19 protein-coding genes and 1 tRNA gene are annotated in these 21,921 nt (G+C 45.9%); 5 read left to right on the top strand and 15 right to left on the bottom strand.

All coding sequences use genetic code 11. The annotated features are described in order from the left end of the window. Window positions 1–51 precede the first annotated feature (51 nt). The gene (locus AC51G0_RS26735; RefSeq protein WP_496302602.1) at window positions 52–999 is read right to left on the bottom strand and encodes a DUF4382 domain-containing protein; all 948 of its coding nucleotides are present in this window, start codon (window positions 997–999) and stop codon (window positions 52–54) included. Between the two features lie 372 nt (window positions 1,000–1,371). Between AC51G0_RS26735 and AC51G0_RS26730 the strand changes: the two genes are divergently transcribed. Then, window positions 1,372–2,748: an endonuclease/exonuclease/phosphatase family protein gene (locus tag AC51G0_RS26730; RefSeq protein ID WP_496302601.1), complete on the top strand. Its 1,377-nt coding sequence runs from the start codon at window positions 1,372–1,374 to the stop codon at window positions 2,746–2,748. A 66-nt stretch (window positions 2,749–2,814) separates the two neighbouring features. Here AC51G0_RS26730 and selB read toward each other — a convergent pair whose 3' ends face one another. The 3 genes from selB to AC51G0_RS26715 all read right to left on the bottom strand — a co-directional run bounded on the left by selB (window position 2,815) and on the right by AC51G0_RS26715 (window position 6,359). Beyond that, window positions 2,815–4,620: a selenocysteine-specific translation elongation factor gene (selB, locus tag AC51G0_RS26725; RefSeq protein WP_496302600.1), complete on the bottom strand. Its 1,806-nt coding sequence runs from the start codon at window positions 4,618–4,620 to the stop codon at window positions 2,815–2,817. After that, window positions 4,617–5,984, bottom strand: a complete 1,368-nt coding sequence (selA, locus tag AC51G0_RS26720) for an L-seryl-tRNA(Sec) selenium transferase (RefSeq protein ID WP_496302599.1) — start codon at window positions 5,982–5,984, stop codon at window positions 4,617–4,619. Before selA ends, selB begins: the two co-directional genes overlap by 4 nt. A 283-nt stretch (window positions 5,985–6,267) precedes the next feature. Beyond that, window positions 6,268–6,359, bottom strand: a tRNA-Sec gene (locus AC51G0_RS26715). A 388-nt stretch (window positions 6,360–6,747) separates the two neighbouring features. Between AC51G0_RS26715 and AC51G0_RS26710 the strand changes: the two genes are divergently transcribed. Then, window positions 6,748–7,173: a GrdX family protein gene (locus AC51G0_RS26710; protein ID WP_496302598.1), complete on the top strand. Its 426-nt coding sequence runs from the start codon at window positions 6,748–6,750 to the stop codon at window positions 7,171–7,173. A gap of 608 nt (window positions 7,174–7,781) precedes the next feature. Here AC51G0_RS26710 and AC51G0_RS26705 read toward each other — a convergent pair. The 9 genes from AC51G0_RS26705 to trxB form a co-directional block, all read right to left on the bottom strand. Beyond that, window positions 7,782–9,020 (bottom strand): glycine/betaine/sarcosine/D-proline family reductase selenoprotein B, encoded by a 1,239-nt coding sequence (locus AC51G0_RS26705; RefSeq protein ID WP_496304216.1) that lies wholly within the window; start codon window positions 9,018–9,020, stop codon window positions 7,782–7,784. Window positions 9,021–9,094: 74 nt separating this feature from the next. Next, window positions 9,095–10,387 carry a glycine/sarcosine/betaine reductase component B subunit gene (locus AC51G0_RS26700; protein WP_496302597.1) on the bottom strand — a complete coding sequence of 431 codons (1,293 nt, stop codon included), beginning with the start codon at window positions 10,385–10,387 and terminating at the stop codon, window positions 9,095–9,097. A 167-nt stretch (window positions 10,388–10,554) separates the two neighbouring features. Further along, on the bottom strand, window positions 10,555–11,601 hold the full coding sequence (selD, locus tag AC51G0_RS26695; protein ID WP_496302596.1) for a selenide, water dikinase SelD: 1,047 nt from the start codon (window positions 11,599–11,601) through the stop codon (window positions 10,555–10,557). A gap of 121 nt (window positions 11,602–11,722) precedes the next feature. Further along, entirely contained in the window at window positions 11,723–12,886 is a 1,164-nt protein-coding gene (grdD, locus tag AC51G0_RS26690) for a glycine/sarcosine/betaine reductase complex component C subunit alpha (RefSeq protein WP_496302595.1), read from the bottom strand. Between the two features lie 12 nt (window positions 12,887–12,898). Next, window positions 12,899–14,440, bottom strand: a complete 1,542-nt coding sequence (gene grdC, locus AC51G0_RS26685) for a glycine/sarcosine/betaine reductase complex component C subunit beta (protein WP_496302594.1) — start codon at window positions 14,438–14,440, stop codon at window positions 12,899–12,901. Window positions 14,441–14,519: 79 nt separating this feature from the next. Continuing rightward, window positions 14,520–14,984, bottom strand: coding sequence for a glycine/sarcosine/betaine reductase complex selenoprotein A (gene grdA, locus AC51G0_RS26680; RefSeq protein ID WP_496302593.1), 465 nt, complete (start codon window positions 14,982–14,984; stop codon window positions 14,520–14,522). A gap of 14 nt (window positions 14,985–14,998) precedes the next feature. After that, window positions 14,999–15,466, bottom strand: a complete 468-nt coding sequence (gene grdA / locus AC51G0_RS26675) for a glycine/sarcosine/betaine reductase complex selenoprotein A (RefSeq protein ID WP_496302592.1) — start codon at window positions 15,464–15,466, stop codon at window positions 14,999–15,001. A 148-nt stretch (window positions 15,467–15,614) separates the two neighbouring features. Next, a complete protein-coding gene (gene trxA / locus AC51G0_RS26670; RefSeq protein WP_496302591.1) occupies window positions 15,615–15,941 on the bottom strand; it encodes a thioredoxin TrxA in 327 nt (108 codons plus the stop codon). A gap of 10 nt (window positions 15,942–15,951) precedes the next feature. Continuing rightward, on the bottom strand, window positions 15,952–17,163 hold the full coding sequence (gene trxB, locus AC51G0_RS26665; RefSeq protein WP_496302590.1) for a thioredoxin-disulfide reductase: 1,212 nt from the start codon (window positions 17,161–17,163) through the stop codon (window positions 15,952–15,954). A gap of 968 nt (window positions 17,164–18,131) precedes the next feature. On the opposite strand from trxB, the gene AC51G0_RS26660 reads away from it, so the two are divergent. Next, window positions 18,132–19,529, top strand: a complete 1,398-nt coding sequence (locus AC51G0_RS26660) for an aminopeptidase (protein ID WP_496302589.1) — start codon at window positions 18,132–18,134, stop codon at window positions 19,527–19,529. 60 nt (window positions 19,530–19,589) lie between these two features. Here AC51G0_RS26660 and AC51G0_RS26655 read toward each other — a convergent pair whose 3' ends face one another. After that, complete coding sequence (locus tag AC51G0_RS26655; RefSeq protein WP_496302587.1) at window positions 19,590–19,961, bottom strand: DsrE/DsrF/TusD sulfur relay family protein; 372 nt, start codon at window positions 19,959–19,961, stop codon at window positions 19,590–19,592. Between the two features lie 106 nt (window positions 19,962–20,067). Between AC51G0_RS26655 and AC51G0_RS26650 the strand changes: the two genes are divergently transcribed. Continuing rightward, entirely contained in the window at window positions 20,068–20,859 is a 792-nt protein-coding gene (locus AC51G0_RS26650) for a TOBE domain-containing protein (protein ID WP_496302586.1), read from the top strand. On the opposite strand, the gene AC51G0_RS26645 is transcribed toward AC51G0_RS26650, so the two are convergent. Next, the gene (locus tag AC51G0_RS26645; protein ID WP_496302585.1) at window positions 20,856–21,101 is read right to left on the bottom strand and encodes a hypothetical protein; all 246 of its coding nucleotides are present in this window, start codon (window positions 21,099–21,101) and stop codon (window positions 20,856–20,858) included. The two genes, AC51G0_RS26650 and AC51G0_RS26645, sit on opposite strands and share 4 nt — an antisense overlap. A gap of 399 nt (window positions 21,102–21,500) precedes the next feature. On the opposite strand from AC51G0_RS26645, the gene rbsD reads away from it, so the two are divergent. Further along, window positions 21,501–21,920, top strand: a complete 420-nt coding sequence (gene rbsD / locus AC51G0_RS26640) for a D-ribose pyranase (RefSeq protein WP_496302584.1) — start codon at window positions 21,501–21,503, stop codon at window positions 21,918–21,920. The last annotated feature ends 1 nt before the right edge of the window (window position 21,921 follow it).

Raw genomic sequence — 21,921 nt, 5'->3', positions numbered from 1 at the left:
ATGGTAATTGTTAAAAAGAAAACCCGCTGTTACAGCGGGTTTTTATAATGATTAGAACCGGAATGTTCGACCAGAAGCAGTCAACACTTCATCAACAAAGCTGGAATCAATAGTCAGTTGATCCCCGGATTTTTCAGGATCATCCTCGCTGCCATTACACACCAATACAACGTCATAATTCCCTAACGGCACATAACCCACTTCAAACTGACCGGATATTGGATCAACCCCTGTCGTCGTATAAGGTTCGTTAGCGGATCCCAGATCCTCATGCACTCCGCCTGTCGGCGCACTGTAAATATAAACGAACGCATCATCGATAATATTTCCGCACGCGCCGCCTCCCAGCTCAACGTCACCGGAAATCGTCGCCACATCTTCATTATTTACCAAGCGAACACCACGAGGCTTCAGCTGATAACCGTTCGCATTTTGAACCATGCTTTTACGAAGGTCGAATTCAAGAGTATAGGCCTGTGTTGCATCAGCCTGTACATCAAAACCATCAAGCTTTAACTCACCACTAGGGACACGTATTCCCTGAGTATCATTCGTATCAGTCACAACATGCGAATATGGCGTTCCATCGGTATAGTCTCCGCTTTCAAGCACCGATAAGCGCATCTGAGTATAGTTACCCGCTTCCATCTGCTCATCACTTAGTACCTGCAAAGACTGTTCACCTTGGTACGCCATTAAATTAATGACCATAAATTCTGGATTCCCATCCGCATCAAGCGGAATTGAGTACCCATCAGGAATACAGTCATCAGAGCTTTGATCCGCGGCAAAGGAAGTCGTTCCCCAGCTAGATTCACTACCGTTTGTGTGGTGTACCGTAATTTTGTCAAAGGCAACGCAGACTTTTTTCAGATTATCGACTGGCGCGTCGGAGAAGGCTAAGCTGAATTTCCCAGTATTGCTACTACTACCTGATGAACCAGAACCACACCCTACTAACGCCAGACTGACTACACTGGCAACAACTAATTTTTGCATTGATAAAACTCATAATAATAATCCTGCGAGAAGGATACCCACCCTCACAGCATTCCTATAGCCAATAGTTCCCATCTAGCGCATATCTGACAAAGATTTTACATAGCCTAATAAACTCGCAGCAAAATATTGCATTATCAATTAATTAATAAGCCTCACAAATACATAAACCCTGCATCATCACCATCAGATAATCGTTTGCCCGTTCAATTCATAAACAACCAAACGATTGCTAATTTACCGTTATGGGGAAGATGCAAACAAACCACACAACAATACGTGACCTAGATCACACTGAGTACTGTGGCTTAGTTTTACTTTTTCAAAAATAAGTAGGATGCGCGCGGTTTTCACCCATAACGGATAAGTAAAATGAAATTTGCTCGTAATGTTATTGCAGCATCCATTGCTCTAGCTGCGTTAACCGGCTGTAACGACAACGACTCTGCAAAGAACTATACAGAAGCCCGCTTTGCGACCTATAACCTCTCATTTGATCGCGCATCTTATGAAGATTTGGTGGCCGAAATGACGCTAAGCCGCCAACAGCAAGACAATTACCTTGTTGCATACCATCAAGGAGTGCTTGAAGAAGCTCAGCAAAAAACAGCAAAAAATATTATTCAGATCCGTAATGTGGCTGAGACTATCCAGCGCACCCGCCCTAATGTTTTTCTATTGGCTGAATTCAACAACAAAGGCAACGGTGAAGACATGGAGGCACTCAATGGCTTTCATGATAACTACCTATCCCATGCGCAAAATAGCCAAGTTAAATCTATTCACTATCAATACAGCAAAAATTTTGCCACAAACACTGGCAAACCAAGTGGCTTCGACCTTGATCTAAAGAACGGCAAAACAGATACAGGGGATGATGCATGGGGCTTTGGTTTTTATCATGGGCAGTATGCGTTTGCAGTATTCTCACAGTTCGAAATTGACGAAAGCAATACCCGTACTTTCCAGAACTTCAAATGGAAAGATATGCCGGGTGAAAAAAACCTAATAATTACGGAATGTAACGATCCCAAAGACAAACCTATTCCTGCTAACCGTAAATGTGACGATAACTGGTATAGCCAAGATGCTTGGGAACAATTTCCTCTTTCATCTAAAAACCATGCTGATGTTCCGGTAATTATCCCAACCCCAGGTGGTGAGCAGGTGATCCACTTCCTGGTTTCTCACCCTGCACCACCGATTTTTGATAACGCAGCCAATCACAACAAAGAGCGTAACCGGGCCGAGATAAAATTCTGGAATGATTATATCGATTCCAATAGCTATATGTACGATGATAATGGCTTCCAGGGGGGGCTTGCTGCTGGCAGTAAATTTGTTGTTGCAGGCGATTTGAATGCCGATCCAATCAAAGGGGACGGTATTTTAACGTCAATCAATGGCCTATTATCGCACTCGATGGTCAATACTGAGGCATCTCTCAATGCTTATGCACCAAAGAGTAATGGCGGTGAGTATTGCTTAAACGCAAACATCTGTAAGCGAAACCAAGATACACCTCACCCTCAAAATATTACCAGCACCAGCGGCCTTCGCCTTGATTATGTGATCCCATCATCGAATCTGGAAGCTCTTGATTCAGGCGTATTCTGGCCTTCGCTTGACGAGAACGGCTACCACCTTGTCTACGATGAAAACCTGCCTGACAGTAAAGGCAATGTACATGGTAAGTCAGTCTCTTCTGACCACCGCCTTGTCTGGATGGATTTTGACCTAACGAAGTAAGTCAGTTTATTTGAAAAGAGAAGCCTCACTGCGAGGCTTCTTTATCTAACACTTTTGAAACGATTACTATGCTACTACGGCTTCAGCAGCCCTTAACACTTGGCGGTCATTTTCAACTCGCTTGATCCAGCCGTCAGATTCCATACGGTTAAGCACCGGGATCATATACTTACGAGAAAGACCTGTTCTGTCTCTGGCATCCGAAATCTTAAACAACTCGTTGACTTCACGCCCCTCGATAATGTCATTGACCAAATCATCATAAAGAGCTTTTTCATAATAAATCTTACCTTCGAGCGGAACAACAAAGCCCAGCCTTACCAGATTTCGTAGCTCTTTCTGAGCACCTGGGATTTTCTCTTTATCTGCTTCATAGCCTTGCTTTTCAGCCTGGATCATTCGCTCAAGGATTTGCTTCGCCGTTGGCGATAGCTGGGCTTCACTACGCCCATTACCCAGTGAAAACAGCTCTCCGCTTTGCTTCAGCTTTCCTTCCTCAACGAGCTGCTGTAGCAAGGCTGACAAAACAGTAATCGGCAATTGAAGCTTACCGCTTAGCTCATTGGCTGACAGATCAATTTGCTCCTGTTTGAGGATTGATTCTATCTGCTGATGAGATGAGTTGTAGCAATCTTCGGTGAACAGCCAATCCCCACAGACTTTATAACCAACTTCATCAAGTTGATGGTCACTACGCTTAGCATAACCATACAACGACATGTTAATCGTGACATAATCTTCCCATGCGGGGTGATCTGGCATTGCCATTAGTAGGTCATACAGTTTATTACGGTGCTGCTTAACAACAGCGCCTCCCCAAACAACAGCCCCACAATTCAGGATCCGGCTACCACCATGCTGGATCAACAACGCTCGCTGGTTCCAAAAACAACAGGCAGGTTCTTTCAACCGTAAGCGTGCCAGGTTTGTGCCTTTAAACACAAAGATCTTGGCAAGGGTATTAAAGGTACCAAAAGCAATCTCGACTTCACTGTTATTACGACATTTGTTTTCAAAGAGGAGGCTGTCTAACCTCACTATCAACTCATCGGTGACAAAACCCGCTTCCTTGGAGCTCATTAGGCAAAAGCCACGTTCAACCTCTTTTTTCTTCACACCTTTCAGGGCAATCGCAACTCTCGAGACAGGCACTGCAGTATCAATATTTTGGTGATAAGACTGCAAACTTTTTACCTGTACTTCCCTGCCAGAGGGTTGAAGCGTTAACTTCTGCCCGACATGAAACTCACCGCCACACAAGCTGCCTGTTACTGTGGTACCCACACCGTTAACCGTGAACACGCGGTCAATGTATAAATGGGCTTGACGCTGAAGGGCATCCTGTTGACGACCTTCATTCGAATGGCTATCCAGTTTTCGGCAAATATGTTGGCGTAGTCCATCAATCCCCTTTTGTTGATGGGCTGAAACCACCACGGAGTCAGGAATAAAGCCAGCAATGTCCAAAAACTGCTCGAGCGCTTCTTCCTCGACCAGTGCCAGCATCTCATCATCGACCAAATCTGATTTAGAGATCACCAGAGTCACGTTCTCGATCCCCATTGATGCAATCACTTTCAAGTGATCGGTCGACATCTGCATCCACCCTTCATCAGCAGCAACGACAAACAGCACCATGTCGAGGCTCCACACCCCTGCTACCATGTTACGAATGAACCGCTCGTGACCGGGCACATCGATCACACCAACAGGTCTGCCATCTTGGTGCTTAAAATAGGCAAAACCAAGATCAATTGTCATCCCTCGCTTCTTTTCTTGAGGCAGATGCGCGGTATCAATCCCAGTCAGTGCTTTGATCAATGCAGACTTACCATGATCAACATGGCCTGCAGTACCTACGACATAACTCATTGCAACACCTCCGCCAACTGGCTGCGTAGATAAGGGATCTCAGATTCATTAATCGTGGCGAGATTTAGTTGTACTTTGTCGTGCTTAATCACGCCAATCACAGGTAAGGGCCAGTTACGCATGACTTGAAGCAGTTTTTCTGCCGAACGTTTGTATCGACCATTTTCCGGTAAGATCTCAACTGACCATGAAGGATCATTTTGATCCGGCAGCGAACCGCCGCCGACTGTCATCTCTGAACGCACTATTCGTACTTGCTCACCAAAACCTTCGGCTAACTGCTTAGCTCTGCTTTCAAGTTCCGATTCAGTAAGCGAGCTCTTGCTTTCAGCGACTCCTCGACCACTTTCAAGCTGGTTCAGCTTGCGTATCACCAGCTCTTCAAGCAACGAATAGACAATTCGGCTTGGCCTGAATGCTCGCATCATTGGATTTTTTTCAAGCTGCCGGATCAACTGTTGCTTACCGGTTATCAACCCGGCCTGTGGGCCGCCCAGTATCTTATCGCCCGAGAAACAAACAATATCGGCGCCAGCCTGAATATAACTGGCAACGGTAGGTTCATCGGGCATATTTTCGGTAGTTGTACCCGATCCCTGATCAACGGCCAGTACGACATGATCCGGTAAATCGCGCGCCAGATCTTTGATATCTGCTGATTCAGTAAAACCACGGATCTTGAAGTTCGAAGTATGAACAATCAATACCATGGCGGTATTTTCAGTCACCGCATCGAGATAGTCCTGGGCCGTTGTAATATTAGTCGTGCCAACTTCCACCAATTTAGCGCCGGAAAGTGCCAAGATATCGGGGATCCGGAATCCGCCACCAATCTGGATCTGCTCGCCGCGGGAAACAATCACTTCTTTGCCTTTGGCCAATTCGTGCAACATCAGGTAAATTGAAGATGCATTGTTATTGACAACTAACGTGTCCTCACCTTTAACCAAATACTGCATCAACTGCTGCAACATACCTTTGCGCTTACCGCGCTTACCGGTGTGCAGATCGATTTCTAGGTTGTTGTAGTGAGTATTTACCTCGCTGACGCTTTGCCACAACTCGGCATCAATCGGCGAACGTCCCAGGTTAGTATGGACAATCACACCAGTCCCATTCACAACCCGCTGTAGTCGCTGCTGGTTCATTAGCCAGCACGCTTGCTCAATATAGTGATAAAGCTGCTCCAGAGAAAACAGGATACCCTCTGGATCTTTTAAGTGTTTTTTTTTGTAGGCTTGTACTTGCTCACGGACAATATCTGTCACGACTGGACGACTAAGCCGCTCAATATAGGGAGAAAGAAAAGCTTGCTGAAGGATTTTTTCTATTTGTGGGATAGATGATAAGGTGCTTATTGCCATGATAAAGCCCCAATAATAAATTAAAATAGATGATCGTATATCATTAAGTAAATTTGAATGTTGATTGTCTATTCAGGATTATTTGAAGTGAGGACGTTAAGGAAGAGTTCAGAGACAAGAACAAAATGAAAACTAATCTATTAAATTAGTGGTGATTAATATTGCCACCGACATTCTTCCCATCCTGAATAAAACATGCATAACATTTCACTATTACCATGTTTTAAAATCAATTTTCTATAAACACTTAATAAAAAACTAAAGTAAGTATAGAAAATTGAGTTGGCGGAAGGAGCAGGAATCGAACCTGCCAAAGCCTATTCAGCTCACGTCGATTTTGAAGACCGGGAGGGCCACCAGACCCCATCCACTTCCGCGTTTCGATGGGTTTAATTTACCTAATAAGATTATGATTTAAAAGTGCTTGGTTGGCATTCTGTGACCTTTTCAGCAAAGATAAACATAGTTATAAGTTCTTTCCTAATTGGTTAGCTAGCTAACATTTTTTATTGTCATATATCGCTAGTAACACGTTAATTCACCTATAAATAAAACAGCCAAATCACAACTTTTTTACATTGACCATTAATGAGTTTATGATAGTCATTAGTTATCCTAATATTGCTTTGAAAATAACAAAAACAAGATATCTGCCATCAATTAACCTCTTTATTTTTAATATAATTACAATCACCAACTGAACACTTTATAACCACAAGCACGATACTCCTGCTTCTATTATGGTTATTTTAGGGATTTAAACATGAGATACGATAAACTTGAGATCATTACTAATAATCCAAGCATCGCAGAATTAAATACGTCAATAAAATATACTCAACGAAATCACATTCAAGATGTATTGATGCTAACCAGAGACAAAATACACCTTGGCGGCAAGCTTATCTCCCATCCGCTTGCTGGCAGTGTAAAACCTCATGAAACCCCCTACCGAAGTATTATTGTATTCAACAACCATGACGAGCTGGATATGGAGGCACTCAGTACCATCGAACAAGCAATTGAACGCTATCAGGTACTCTGCCAAGCCAACCCCAAACACCTGACTCTCACCAGTGAAGACATTGACGTACAGTTCCCTGAAAAACAAAGAACTGACTTCAGTTTCATTGATCTGCAGCTGATCAAATCCTGTCTCGATTCACTTGGTTTCAAGGGGCTTAACTAACCTCCATCAACCATAACTCTCGTCTAGTCATCCCCGCGAAAGCGGGGATCTCCCCAAAGCGACTTCTCCCAAGATTTCACATCGGAATCACCAACCCCATCTAACTTCCCCCTTTATCAACTATCTTGATCCCGTTACTTCTTCGTACAAGGGGAAGAACCGTCTTTGGTATTGAACCTTCTATGTTCATGAACGATCAACCACACTTGGCAATCACGGATATACCCAAACTACCTCAAGATGCTCGTTTCAGCGAGAATGGCTGGACTGGTAGGTCGGGCCGCGTAGGCAAGGCGCTGATTTGAAAACATAGTGGCTCTACGTTAAAAAGCAGCAACAAAGCATACCAGCCCAGCCAACTCGCCCTTTGGGAGTGATTCAGCAAGCCCATTTCTATGTCAAATAACGTCGAAAGGGGCCACCATTCCTGCCGCCATTTTCCTTAAACTGGACATGCTGATATCACTCTGAATCCTGCATCTTGAAGTAGCTTGGGTATAAACTCTATTGGTGGATAATCCACATCTTTCAGTTTCGGAACGCAGAGACTAAAAAAGCCAGCCGGTAAACCGGCTGGCTTTAGTGCTTCTTATTCAATATTTTTATATTTAGAACACAGTCTGCTCATCAATCTCAGTCTGAAGTGCACTTAGTGCTTTTTCAACTAGCTGACGGCGTGCGTACTTCTCTTCTTTTGGCTGCATCTTTGGATCACCCAGTGGATGAGGGATCGCAATCGCAGGAATGATACGGTTTGCACCGACCGTTTTAGAGATAGGCACGACAGTTAAAACGTGAACGACAGGCATTACTTTCTCGATTTCTTTAAGCATCGTTGCGCCGCAACGAGTACAAGTGCCTCAAGTGGAAGTAAATATAGCTGCTGTCACCCCAGCCTTCTGTAGTTTCATCGCAATCTCTGCGCCGTATTCTTTCGCCTTCGCGACCGCCGTACCGTTACCGACCGTGGTGTAGAACGTGTCATGCAGGCTTCCGATAACACCTTCTCGCTCCATGTCTCGCAACACGTCAACTGGAAGAACTCGGTTAGGGTCCTGGTTACAAGCAACTGGGTCATATCCGCCGTGTGCTGTTTCATGGGTCTCTTCCGTCAAGGTTTCCAAACCACGAATGCTGTACTCGCCATACTTAGATGCACTTGAGGATTCGATATGGTCAGGGTTACCCTTAGGAACAACACCACCTGATGTCACTAGCGCAATCTTAGCCGTGCTCATCATTGCAACCGGCGGCTGTGGGTCAACACGGTCAAACGCAGGCATTGGGTATTCAGTCGTGAACTCAGGCCCTGCCAGTTTCGCAATCAGCAAGTCAACTGCACGCTCTGCACCACGTTTTTCTGCGAAGAAATTCACGCGGATGCCACGAGCCATATAACCCGCTTCTTCTGGTGAACCAACTTCACCATCAGTTTCAACATAGCGATTAATCAGCTTAACCATCGCAGGAATAGCTTTACGCATGCTTGCTGCACTGTTACCCGTTTCAATCATGTAAGCATATTGACGGAACAGTTCATAACCAGGGTTTTCTGGGTACATACCCGAAATGGTAGTAATGCCCATTTCGTGCGCAACTTTTGCCACCGTACCACAAGCCATACCATAACGGCCGGCGTTGAAAGCAGGACCCGCAACAATCAGATCCGGTTTCAGCTGAGCTAGGATTTCTTGTAATCCATGGCAGCACAAGCTTTCATTTTCGTTGAAGTAGGAATCACCACAAATAATAGTGTGCGTGATCTCAGCCTTGTCCTGAAGCATCGTGTTCACTTGTGAACCAACACCAACGGTACCTTCTACCACTTCCATCGGAATGTGGGCCATCTCTTCACCACCTTTCTGGGCGAAGAATTGGTTCAAGTAATAAACTACTTTCAATGTCATGTGAGTATCCTCGCTTAGCTTGCTTTAGTGGTGAGGTGATGGTAGCCAAGTTCACTGGTCGCGCTAAGAATAGCCTGTATTTCAACCGTGATAGAGCCATCTTCATGCAAGCTGCCTTGGAAACCACCGGCAACCATATCCGCATAGCGGTCATGACCGATCACTTTATCCATTGCAGGCAGTGTCACTAGCTGGTTGGCGTTACCATTAGTCACTACTGCATCAGCACTCTTATGCGAATCTGCAAGCGACTGGCTTTCACCGTTTTGGCCTGCGTATTCATCGGTCAGCAAGACAGTCTGAATACCGGCAGCTTCTAGCTTGGCACAGTTCATCATCAGGTCAGCATCTGGGTTACCAAAGCCTTCTTCACTGACAATCGCTGCATCCCAGCCCATTTGCTTAGCAAGCTTAACAACAAAGTTAGATGAACGTTCTTTATCACGCAGGGTAACGTTTTCGTTGGTCACGATAACGCCCATGAAGTTGTACTTCGAACCATGGTGGCGGTAAAGATCGTAGATAACCGGGCTGTTCTGGTGAACATAACTGGTGTTCTTGTCACAGGCAGACACACAGTTACCACTGATAATTGCACCGTCCATCACTTCTGTTGGGTACATCAGTGTAGGAAGCATGCCTTTTACATCAACGCCGTAATAGTAACTATCGTGCAATAGGCCTTGGCTTTGCAGCATGTAAACATAACCCACTTTAGGCAGGTTAGGATACTCAGCCGCCTGCTCTAGCAACGGTTTCGTTTCGTAAGTTTGAATTTCGTCTGGCTCAACATCAGCAGCCAGCTTACCAATCCAGCGACCCGCTTCCAGGCCAACCAAGCGAAGTACACCTTCGTGATCGTACTGGTTGCATGACTCATCCACTTCACACTGAATTACCAGGTTCATGGTTGAAGAGAATGGTGTGTACTCCGCACCTGGGCCGCTCATATCCAGGATACCTTCCTGGAAACCAACAACCTCACCGGTAGTGATCACCGCCATGCCTTTCAGCACATGCGTACGGCCTTCACCTACCATAGCTTCTTCACCTAGGTGACGTCCGGGGAAGATATCTCCACCACCGTTAACTTTCACTCGAGGTTCAATAGCATCTTTGACCGGCATGATACGGATGCTATCGCCTGGTTTTGCGATTGATAGTTCAATCGAGCGGATACGGTGATCCAGTTCGCACAGATGGTTCAAAAGTGCTTGCTGTTCAATCACCACGGTATTTTCTTTTACTTCGCTCACTGGCCCGAAAGCCAAATCGCGAACATGAATATTGCCTAGTTCGAGTTTCATTTATATCTCCAAACAAGCGTCAATTGGGATGGGTAATCCTTTAAAAAGTCTAACGTTCTCCTCGAAGGTATTAGACTCAAGAGCAAAGAGAAAGCACGCAGTTTATGGACATAAATGAGCACTTTTGATGCAGATATTGAGCCTAATAACAATGAGGTGAGCGTTAACTAGCTGACTTTTATGCCGGCTCCTTCCTCGGCGTACCCGACAACCCAACATGGTTCTTCACTATTGCTAAATTCAGTTAATAAAGCGTCCAGACAATCTTTGGGTACCGCTGCCAGCAAGCCACCGGAGGTTTCCGGACAGCAGAGCTTGCGCTGCCAGCTTTCATCGAGATCCGGTGCAAATTCAATCTCATCTTGGTAGGCATCCAGATTACGCTTGGCCCCACCGGGAAAGAGTCCCTGAGCTGCGTAATCTTCAGCTTCAATTAAGAAAGGCACCTGGGTCGCGTTAAAGTGCATACAGACATCGCTTTTTTCAGCCATTTCCAAGGCATGGCCGAGAAGTGAATAACCAGTCACATCGGTACAGGCTTTCACCGGATAACGGGCGAAAATTTCTGCAGCTTTACGGTTAAGCTTTTTCATGCTGTCGGTTGAGGCCGAAATGGCCTGCTGACTCGCCTTACCCCGTTTTGCTGCGGTTGAAATTAAGCCAGTACCAATTGGCTTGGTCAGTACCAAGATATCGCCACTGTCGACAGCGGCCTTGGTTTGCACTTTAGAAGGATGGATCGTACCCATTACCGACAAACCGAATTTCGGTTCATCATCTTCGACGGTGTGGCCGCCAACCAATACCGCACCAGCCTCACGGACTTTCTCCGCGCCGCCTTTGAGGATTTGGCCAACGATCTCTTGGGGAAGATCACTCGGAACACAAAATATGTTCATTGCCAATGTTACTTGTCCCCCCATGGCGTAGACATCGCTGAGTGCATTTGCAGCAGCAATAGCGCCAAAGTCGTACGGGTCATCCACGATTGGAGTAAAAAAGTCCAATGTCTGGATAACAGCAACATCATCAGTGATTTTATAGACGGCAGCATCGTCACTTACCGTCAACCCAACCATCAGATCGGGATACGCTTGTTCGGGAAATAGGGGTGAAATGGACTGCAGAACCTGCGCCATGGCCTTAGGGCCAATTTTCGCCGCTCACCCAGCTTTTTTGGTCATCTGCGTAAGACGCACTACTGTTTCTGTCATCTCTATATCCTTAGTAACGGACGGTAAGAGCGCTACTCTCATTGCTGCCGATTTCGCGCTCGCGTAATTTCTCAAGTCATCGAAGTAGATTGACTGGAACATCTTTAGACAAAAGCCACTATTAGCCGATATATTTCGTTTCGGTTAACTGTGCTCGAGCCTGTTCCAAATCATCTCTTGCAACCAACACTATCGGGCCGGTACAGCCCATCCCGGTGCGGGCAAAAATGTTGGCTTTCCACAGAGCCTGGCACGCATCCTCAATCTCTAGAATGTCGATACCGCCAATCTCTGCATCTGTTACTTTCTCAGGTGGCGTTGCTACTTCGGCCTTTGCTTCCACTGGTTGCTTCGGCTGTCGGTACTTGGCCAGAACGCTATTTAGACCGGCGAGTGATGCAGCTTCCCACTCTTCGTCGACACGCTTCATAACATTTCCTTTTGCTGCATCTGCACACAATCTCATAGCACCTGCTACAACGGGTGCGCCAGAGGCTCTAGAAATGATATTTACCAGCTTGTCGGAAGCGCCCTCACCCAACCCCGGACCGTAGCCGAAGCCCGAAGCTTCGTAGCTACCACCAGTGGTGAACGAGGAGAACATCTTCATTAGTAGGTTACCGGTCAGGCTGTCTGTCACCATGACATCCGGGGTACCTTGCAGCAGGTCATTGCCTCGCATGGCAATACCACCGTCGGCACGGCCCGACTGGGCAAAGTGAATGTCATAGCCAGCATCGGCCAATTCGCGTAGGCTGCGCTCGCATAATGCCGCACCGTCGATATTCAACACCCCCACCGTCGGCTTTTCGATACCGCTGGCTTTTGCCAGAGCAATACCGTAGATGGTATTTTTCAGCAAGGCTGCCTGGCGGTTGGTATCAGTGGTGCCTGTTGTCGAGGCGATGATCATTTCGCGGCCAATCCCAGGTGTCACCACTTTACCCATGGTGCTCACCCCTAGCGGGAAGGCATAGTGCAAGGTCACGCAACCATCAATTTTCTTGTCAGTAAACAGCGCTTCCATCACCTTGTGACATTCATGCAGATCCGCCGCCGGATAGCATTCGAAACCACATTCAGGGTCGTCACAGCCAATCAGTACTGGCTCGATATCGCTATACTGGCGAGCCACCAGCTCAGCACCACGAAGTAGCTCCTGAGGGCCGTGTTCGCTGCCGACCAGTGTCAGGGCGATACGGATCTTTTTGCCGAACTGGCCGCTAAGCAGGCCGTCAGCCATTGCATTGAAGGTGTCGGACAGTTGTTGATTGATGTTACCCATAGCAACCTCCGATTACTGCTCGCGCTGTTCACGATTAAGCAAGTTCTCAGCCACATCACGCATTGCCTGGGCAACAACCTGCTTGACCTGAGCCTCATCAAACACTTCTTCCTGCTTGCCGCTGTTTTTCTGAACTACAAAGCTCAAGCCATCAAACAGGTTGGTCATACGGCCTAGGAACAAGCTGCCTTTACCGACCATCATGAAGTTGTTGATATCACCGTTGACAATCATTTCGCGCCCAAAGCCGAGGAAAGGTACGCCTGACGGGATATGCCCTTGGGTCGGCGCAAAACCTGTCATACCGTGTTCTGCCACAAATGCTGGTAGCTGAGTACGCTCTAGCTGGCCTTCTTTCACCGCCAGTGCCGCAATCATTTTGTAGTTCGACTCAGGTACGTTACCCGCGCCTGCTGGTTTGGTGATTTCAGGGTTTTGCATCTCGACAGAGTATTTATCAATATCTGTCATCGCCATACCCGCATCTTTCAGCGGTTTAGCAATCAGTGCTGTCATCACAGCCTGTGGAGAGGAGCCGGTACCGATCTGATGGCGACCAACGATATCAGTATTGATTTCAGGGCTGATACCGTCGTTTTCTGTCACCATACATGCAAAGCCAGCCAGACAATCTTCCAGTACCGGCATGTTGTTCTTAACATGATCTCGGCCGTTCATACCCAGCTTTGCTACCGCGCCGCCGGCGACAACCATCACATTTTTGAATACGCCTGATTTAACAAGAGCAGCAGCCAGTGTCATGGCATGGGCGGGGGCCGCACAGAAACCACGTACATCCGAGCCCGTTGCACTGTTACAGCCAATGACCTCACCAATTGCCTTGGCAAAGTTACCGCCACCGCGTTGGTTAATATCACCGCACGCTTCTTCAGAACACTCGATGAGGTAATCAACCTTATCTAGCTCAACGCCCTGCTGTTTCAGGTGCATTGCCGCCATCACGCCCGATGCTTTAGTACATAAGTTTTCAAGCATGATATGGGCGGATAGGTTTTCATCTTCATCGTGGGCGGCTTTCACACAGCCGACCAATTCACCGTTCATCATCAGCACTTCCGCCTGATGATGCTCAACCAGCGCCAGGATTTCATCTTTGGTGATGATCTGATGGCCAGCTAGCAAGTCGACATCGCCATATAGGGCGTGCTGGCCAACGGTTGGTTGATAGGTATCTATAAATTCTTGAGTAAGATGAACCAGGTTGAACACGTCTACGTGGTTCAACATGGCATAGAAACTTTCTTGGCTATAGATTTCACCAAACTTACCTTGGTGAGAAGTATGTTCTTTATTCTCAAACCATGGCTGGGGAATATCTGCCAACTGTTGTGGGGTCAGGTTACCGATATAACATTGGTTAGCTGGGTAAGAAACCACGTCTTCAAATGGGCGAAGGTGGTCTTTTAACTGCTGCAAGTAGCTGTCTGATGGGTCTTTTGCCCGAGACTGCACCTGTACCGAACCATGTTGAATCAACACATCTGGGGTATGGGCGAGCACATAGCTCACACCTTTGATTACTGCGTATCCCATTGTTACTCCTGCATCCGAGCCGGATAGTAGGTTCGAACCTGCCTGTTAACAACAGATCCGAACCAGCATTGAGATATACTTATGCTAATGCAGTTTCGCTGCGGTATTGTTGCATTTCCGCTTTAATCGCATCGACATCAAGTACCATTTCCATCATTCCGACCTGCTCGTCATAGACTGCCGGATCGACGGCTTCTTTTACTTCGTCTTCAACCACGTGATAACAAGAAAGTCCTAACTGGACTCCCGCCAATGGTCCTGCAAAAGTCGGATCGCCGGTGGTGACGGTTTCACATGCCAGGCCAGAAGCTTCAGCTTCTGCGCCGCCAAGAATCACTACGAGATTCTCTGCGCCTTTTTCCTCAGCAAGGGTTTTAATCCGCTTTTGGTTCTCAAGATCCATTGCGCCAGCGCTTGTTCAGACGAAACATTCTGTTGTAGAGAAAGCAACGTGAGCACCTGTGGTATTTATACAAGCTTCAATAGCCTGACCAGGTACGCCATCGCGGTCTCCAAGAATGATCACTGTTTTATTAGCGAACACAATCTTTCTCCCGATTAAACATACTTTCCGAATTGCTCACGATACTCTTTGACCTCTGCAACGATGGCATCGACATCAAGTACCATTTCCATCATGCTTATCTGCTCGTCATAGACAGCAGAGTCCACATTGTCTTTAATTTCCGGCTCAACCACATGATAACAAGAGAGTCCTAACTGGACTCCGGCTAATGGTCCGGCAAAAGTAGGATCGCCGTTAGTCACGGTTTCACATGCTAGGCCTGAAGCTTCCGCTTCAGCACCGCCGAGAACGATAAGCAGATTTTCTGCACCGACCTCGTCAGCAAAACCTTTAATCCTCTTTTGGTTTTCCAGATCCATAGCACCTGCGCTGGTTCAGACGAAACACTCAGTTGTAGAGAAAAGAACATGTGCGCCAGCAGACTTGATACAAGCTTCAATTGCCTGTCCTGGTACACCGTCTCTGTCTCCCAAGATAATAACTTTCTTATCTTTGAGCATTGTTCACTCCAAGGGTACAGATTACTAAGGTTATGTTGCTGCCAGTTGCCTGGTACAACATGGGGTAATTTAAAAACTCAGCTTCTATTCAAAGCATCATTTTTAATATTTGTTCAACAGGTTAAATTACCTATTCAATACAAATTCTTTAAGCGTCTACGCCAATGTAGCTTTCAACTCGCTGTGCAACATCTTCCATCTCCAGCTCTTCGCCAGAAAGGTGTTCCACTTTTTCACCGTTCTTGTAGAACACAAATGAAGGTAAGCCCATCACTTTCTGTGCCATAGCCAAACGGCGGTTGCCCTGAATATTCAGTTTGCAGAACTTGATGTCGTCGCCATATTTTTCAGCAAGCTCCATCACATCAGGCATTAACTCAATACAACGGCCGCAGTTTTCGCTCCAGAAATCCACCAAAACAACACCGTCAACGTTGACTTCTGCATCGAAATTTTCTTTGTTCAATTCGATCATTGCTTTTCCCTTAATACAGAGTTTCTAACTCAGCGATATCCTTCACATCTACTCGCTTGGCTTCCTGCCCAGCGTCAAATCGGATTACTACGGGCACTTCGGTAACATCGAAGCGGTTGGCAATGTTCTGGCTCTTATAGGTATCAATGGTGACAACACGCTGATCGGGATTATCTTTGCAGTTCTGTTCCAGCTGGTTGATAACATCCAGGCTCTCTTTGCTGAGCGGGTTCCAGAATGCCACCATTGCCGTTCCACCAAACTCGGCGACAGACTTACGCCAGTTCTCTTCTTCTTCGATATAGCGATCCGCCGCTACTGCTGCCACCGCACCATCACCGGCTGCTGTTACCACTTGGCGCAAAAACTTATCCGTCACATCACCGACTGCGAAGATACCCGGAACATTGGTTTCCTGCTTCTCGTTTGTTAGTACATAGCCCTGCGGCGTCAGTGCGACCAAATCTTTAATGAAATCAGTTTTTGGCACAGTTCCGACGAACATAAATACGCCGTCTGCTGATTGCTCGGTGATCTCACCGGTTTTCAAGTTTTTCAGCTTAACGCCACCGACCAACTCATCACCGCAGATTTCTTCTACCACTGAGTTCCAGACAAACTCTATCTTGTCGTTAGCGAAAGCCTGCTCTTGTGCGGTACGGTCCGCATCCAGTACACCTTGCTCATGCAGAACAATCATGGTGACTTTATTAACAAACTTGGTCAGGAAAACAGACTCTTCAACCGCTGTGTTACCAGAGCCAACCACCACAACATCTAACTCTTCATAGAAGTCCGCATCACACGTTGCGCAATAAGAAACGCCCTTACCCCGGAATTCAGATTCGCCTTGAATACCTAAGATTCGAGGTGTCGCACCTGTCGCTACGATAATGCTTTTAGCCTGGTACTCTTCGCCTTTGTTGGTCTTCAGGGTTTTAATGAAGCCATCTTCAGCGATTGTGATTTCAGTCACTAGGCCTTTAGCGAACTCGACACCAAACTTATTACAGTGGGCACGGAACATATCCATTAACTGTGGGCCCGTTGCTTCAAGGATACCCGGATAGTTCTCCATTTCACTGGTTGTTGCTGCCTGACCGCCAGTATTACGCTTCTCTTCAATAATTAGCGTTTTCATTTTGCCGCGAGCCGCATAAACACCTGCTGACATACCGCCCGAGCCGCCACCAATAATGATGACATCGTAAAGTTCTGACATATTTTTCACCGATTTTTATTTTCACCACCACATGCCATCTATTCCAAACAACCCGTAGTGACCACTTCACTTTCAGAAAATGTTACGGATACATGGCACATCAAAATAAATCAGTTTTCCGACATAGGCTTAATAGCCCTTCGGCTAATACGAGCAATGCGAGATGACAACTATGACTCTCAGCATTTGAAATTAAACAGTTAAAGAAATAACTCTCTATATAAGTAATAAATTGTTTTTGGTTTGCCTTTATATAAGAGATAACCTCTTATCCTTAACAACTTGAATCCGATTATAATTAGTAATGTTTGTTTTTTTGTGAGCAAGACCCAATTACAGGATAAAACACTGAAATAGAACTGCTAATGATACATAGATCATACTCATTCATATAAACAAGGAATAACAAAGCAGGCGTTAATTACAAAAAGAAATAAAAACAAGAAAACACGTTACACCATAAGAAATACCATACCCCTATAGTGTCAATTGTCCTGTTTCTTGCGCATTGTGACACTTTAATTGCCAGAGTTTTATAAATTTAACCAAGACTAACAAACACACAACAACATTAGAAAAACTAATGGGTAGTGTTAAAAAATATACTGCACCAATTGCACATATGAAAGATACTTATCCCGATACTAATTTTCAGATATAAATTATTATGTTTTATCTGTGAAATACGGTTTAAAATTATTTACTTGTCATCTATTTCTTGCGTTAAGAAATCAGAATTGACAATAACTACCGGCCTTAAAGTTAACTAAACAATCATTTAGATTACTTTTTTAGTTGCCTCTATCAAAAACAACAACAACTCAACCGTAAAGCCCCCCAAAAAACCACCAATAGCAAGAACACCCCGATGTGTTTTGATGAATAAGACGATAACGCTCACAAAAAACTAATTTGATAGAGTGGTAATCTCCGCAGCAAAAGTTCACATCGACATTTGGAGTTACGCAATGGATACGCTGCAATACACTAATGGTTGGCTCAATCTTGATAATAACCGGATTAATGAGATCAATCATTTCTGTGAAGACTATAAACATTTTCTTAATGCCGGAAAAACCGAGCGCCAGTGCGTGAAAACATCAATAGCAGAAGCCAAGCAACATGGCTTCCGCCCTATTGAAGAATTCGAGCAATTAGCGGCGGGGGATAAAGTCTATTTCATCAACCGCAATAAGAATGTTGTGCTAACGGTTGTTGGCAAACGCCCGATCAGTGAAGGGATCCGCTTTGTTGTTTCTCATATCGACTCACCGCGTTTGGATCTAAAGCCTAACCCGATGTACGAAAAAAATGAGCTCGCTCTGATGCGTACTCACTATTATGGTGGCATTAAAAAATACCAATGGGCTTCACGCCCCCTCGCATTGCATGGTGTTGTCGTCACCAAGTCAGGACGTAGTGTTGATATTGTTATCGGTGAAGACCCTCAAGATCCCGTATTCACCATTCCGGATTTGCTCCCACACCTAGATAAAAAGGTTCAACGCGAGCGTAATGCCGCCGAGGTGCTCAAAGGGGAAGAGCTACAGATCATTGTTGGCTCTATACCGATGGCTTTCGAAGACGATAAAATCAAAGACAAAGTCAAACATCATATTCTCACCAAGCTCCATGAGAAATATGACATCTCCGAACCCGATTTTATCTCTGCCGAGTTAATGCTGGTTCCTGCTGGCGATGCCCGTGATGTCGGTATTGATCAGGGGCTGGTTGGTGCTTACGGCCAGGATGATCGCATCTGTGCCTATACCTCACTCGAAGCCATATTAGATATTCAGACTCCGGAGCAAACGGCTGTCTGCTTCCTGGTTGATAAAGAAGAAATTGGTTCTTCTGGTGCCACCGGCCTAGAATCGCGTTATCTCGAATATTTCACCGGTGAACTACTCATTCGTCAGGCAGGCGGGCAATACAACGATCAAATGCTACGTCGCTGTCTGTGGCAATCCTATGCCTTGTCTTCTGATGTCAACGCTGGCCTTAACCCGCTGTTTGAGTCTGTGCATGATGCGCAGAACGCCTCCAAACTTGGCTATGGCTTGGTACTGACCAAATACACAGGACATGGTGGTAAAGCTGGCTCTAACGACGCCGATGCTGAATATGTGGCATCTCTGCGTCGTATCTTCGACGACCATGAGATCACTTGGCAAACAGGCTTACTTGGCAAAGTCGACGAAGGTGGCGGTGGTACAGTCGCAAAATATCTCGCTCACTATGGCATCAACACTATTGATGCAGGGGCCGCACTGCTTTCTATGCACTCGCCGTTTGAACTTTCCTCCAAGTTCGATATTTACGAACTGTACCGAGCCTATAAAACGTTCTACATCCAAACACTATAGCCCCCGAAAAAAAGCGAGAGTCAACAGCTCTCGCTTTTTCACGCCTTTCGGAGCAAAGCCTTAGAACGTCACCACCTTATCCGCCTCTAACGTCCATCGAGACAAGTCATCCAGCGTGCCAATCTTCACTCCTTCAATTAACGGCAAGTCCGTCAGCCCTCGAGCATTACAACATGTCCGGCACAACAGGACTTCGGATCCCTGCGATAGCAGGATCTCTAGCATCTGTTGGATGTTATAGCCCTCTCCCGGAAACTGCCTAGGTAGAGCGCAACTTACCGAATCAGACATCAGAAAGATTTTAATCGACGCCTCTGTGCCTTCTTGCTCATTAAGGTTAATCGCCAGTCGAAGCGCATTAAAAGATCGCTCTGAACCATAAGGGGCGTCATTGAGAATAAAAAGTAGTGTTTGTTTGGTTTGATCTAACATCGTAGCGTCCTAACTTATGCTCGATAGAATAATTCGCTATACTCTACGTCAATCATGTCGTTACACTCATGATTTAGTTCTAGTTTTCGACCGCATAGGCTCTTTAATGATGGATTTCGACGCTCTGCTCACCCTGTCTGAAAACGGAAAGGTTTTTGCCAATCCTCGCCGTGTTGCGCTACTAAAAGCAGTCCAGCAAACAGGCTCTATCAGTAAGGGGGCCAAACAAGCTGGGATCAGCTATAAGGCAGCCTATGATGCCATCAAAGATATGAATAATCGTTCTGAGTCACCGCTGATCACCAGCGAGAAAGGCGGGAAAGGTGGCGGTGGTGCTTCACTCACCCATTTCGGTGAGCGTATTATCCAAATGTATGATCTGCTAGACACAATTCAGAATATGGGGCTCAAGGCGCTTAATGACAAAGATGCCCCACTTCATAGCCTGCTTGGTGTTATGGCAAAATTTTCGTTGCAAACCAGTGCGCGTAATCAATTCTTCGGTACTATCTGCGATATTGAGAACCATGCCCTGCATGACAGAATTTTCATCAGGCTGCAAAGTGGGCAACAAATTATCGCCACAATCACCCATGGTAGCACGATGCGATTACAGCTGGCTGTTGGCAAAGATGTTGTTGCCTTAGTGAAAGGGCCTGCGGTTCAAATTTGCAGTACACCTCCGAATGATCCCCAACTGGATAACCAGCTGCAAGGCATCGTGCAGGATATTCAATATGGTGATAGTTCTGCTGAAGTATCAATAAAGCTTGATAGAAGTGATGAGGTTTGCGCACTGGTCAATAAAGATGAAAACGATTTTGGGAACTTAGGCCTAGGGAAACATGCACTGGCATGCTTCTCCTCTGCTCAGGTCATCATCGCGACGTTACGCTAATTGAACTGAATACACGCACCGCGGAAAGCACTGTAACTAGCACCTTGCAATAGGCAATCTTCAAAATGCTTAAAATCCAGATACTGGAAGAGCACCAGTAGCAAGGCGGCTAAAACCAAGCCAACAAGAGACAGCCTAATCAGCCAAACTTTCTTCTTTTTCAACGCCAGCCATAACAAGAAAAACGATACAGGTGCGACTAATAGCGTTAGTGGTAAGAAGTTCACTGCCGAAAGTGACATATCGAGCATCATACCTCAGTAGAATATATGCAGGACTAAATGATAAGTCTTTTTCTGCTCTCAATTCAAAGCTTTCCGGCACAATTTGCAATAAATTACAGAAACCTGACACAAGCCATTCACTGAACTAAACAGCACCCCAAAACCATACGTCATGAATATGAAATGACATCTTTTGGGTGTGATCGACTCCTCTTTTTATTCACAAAAAGCATATTTGTTCTGACCCAAGTCACACTTTGCTATCTAAACTAATGCACATCGAAACGTTTGCTTTTACATTTACAGCCATCGAAACGTTTGCGTAAACGTTTCGATGTATAAAAAAACAGCACGGAAAGAAAAGCCAAGGCAGGCTATAACAACGCATCACCACCATGAATTAATAAGGTGCAACCCATGAAAAAAAGCGCACTCATCAATGCTGAATTGTCTTACATCGTCGCGACATTAGGTCATACCGACGAAGTCACTATCTGTGATGCTGGGCTACCCATTCCTGATGAAACACAACGTATCGATCTTGCACTTATTCCTGGCGTACCCACTTTTGTTGATACCGTGAAAGCAGTACTTGGCGAAATGCAGATTGAAGGGGTTGTGGTGGCCGAAGAATTTCAGCAGGTGAGTCCAGACCATCATCAGGCTCTAATTGAACTCATCCGCAACGAAGAGGTGCTGTGCGGCAAATCAATCAACATCTCCTATGTCAGCCACGAGGCATTCAAAGTACACACCCAAAACAGCAAAGCGGTGATCCGCACCGGCGAGTGTACACCTTACGCCAATGTGATTTTCCAGGCCGGCGTAGTGTTCTAAC

The sequence above is a fragment of the Photobacterium sp. HL06 genome (assembly GCF_059552575.1).
The sequence above is the reverse complement of the archived record's forward strand: the minus strand, read 5'-3'. Positions and strand labels throughout refer to the sequence as shown.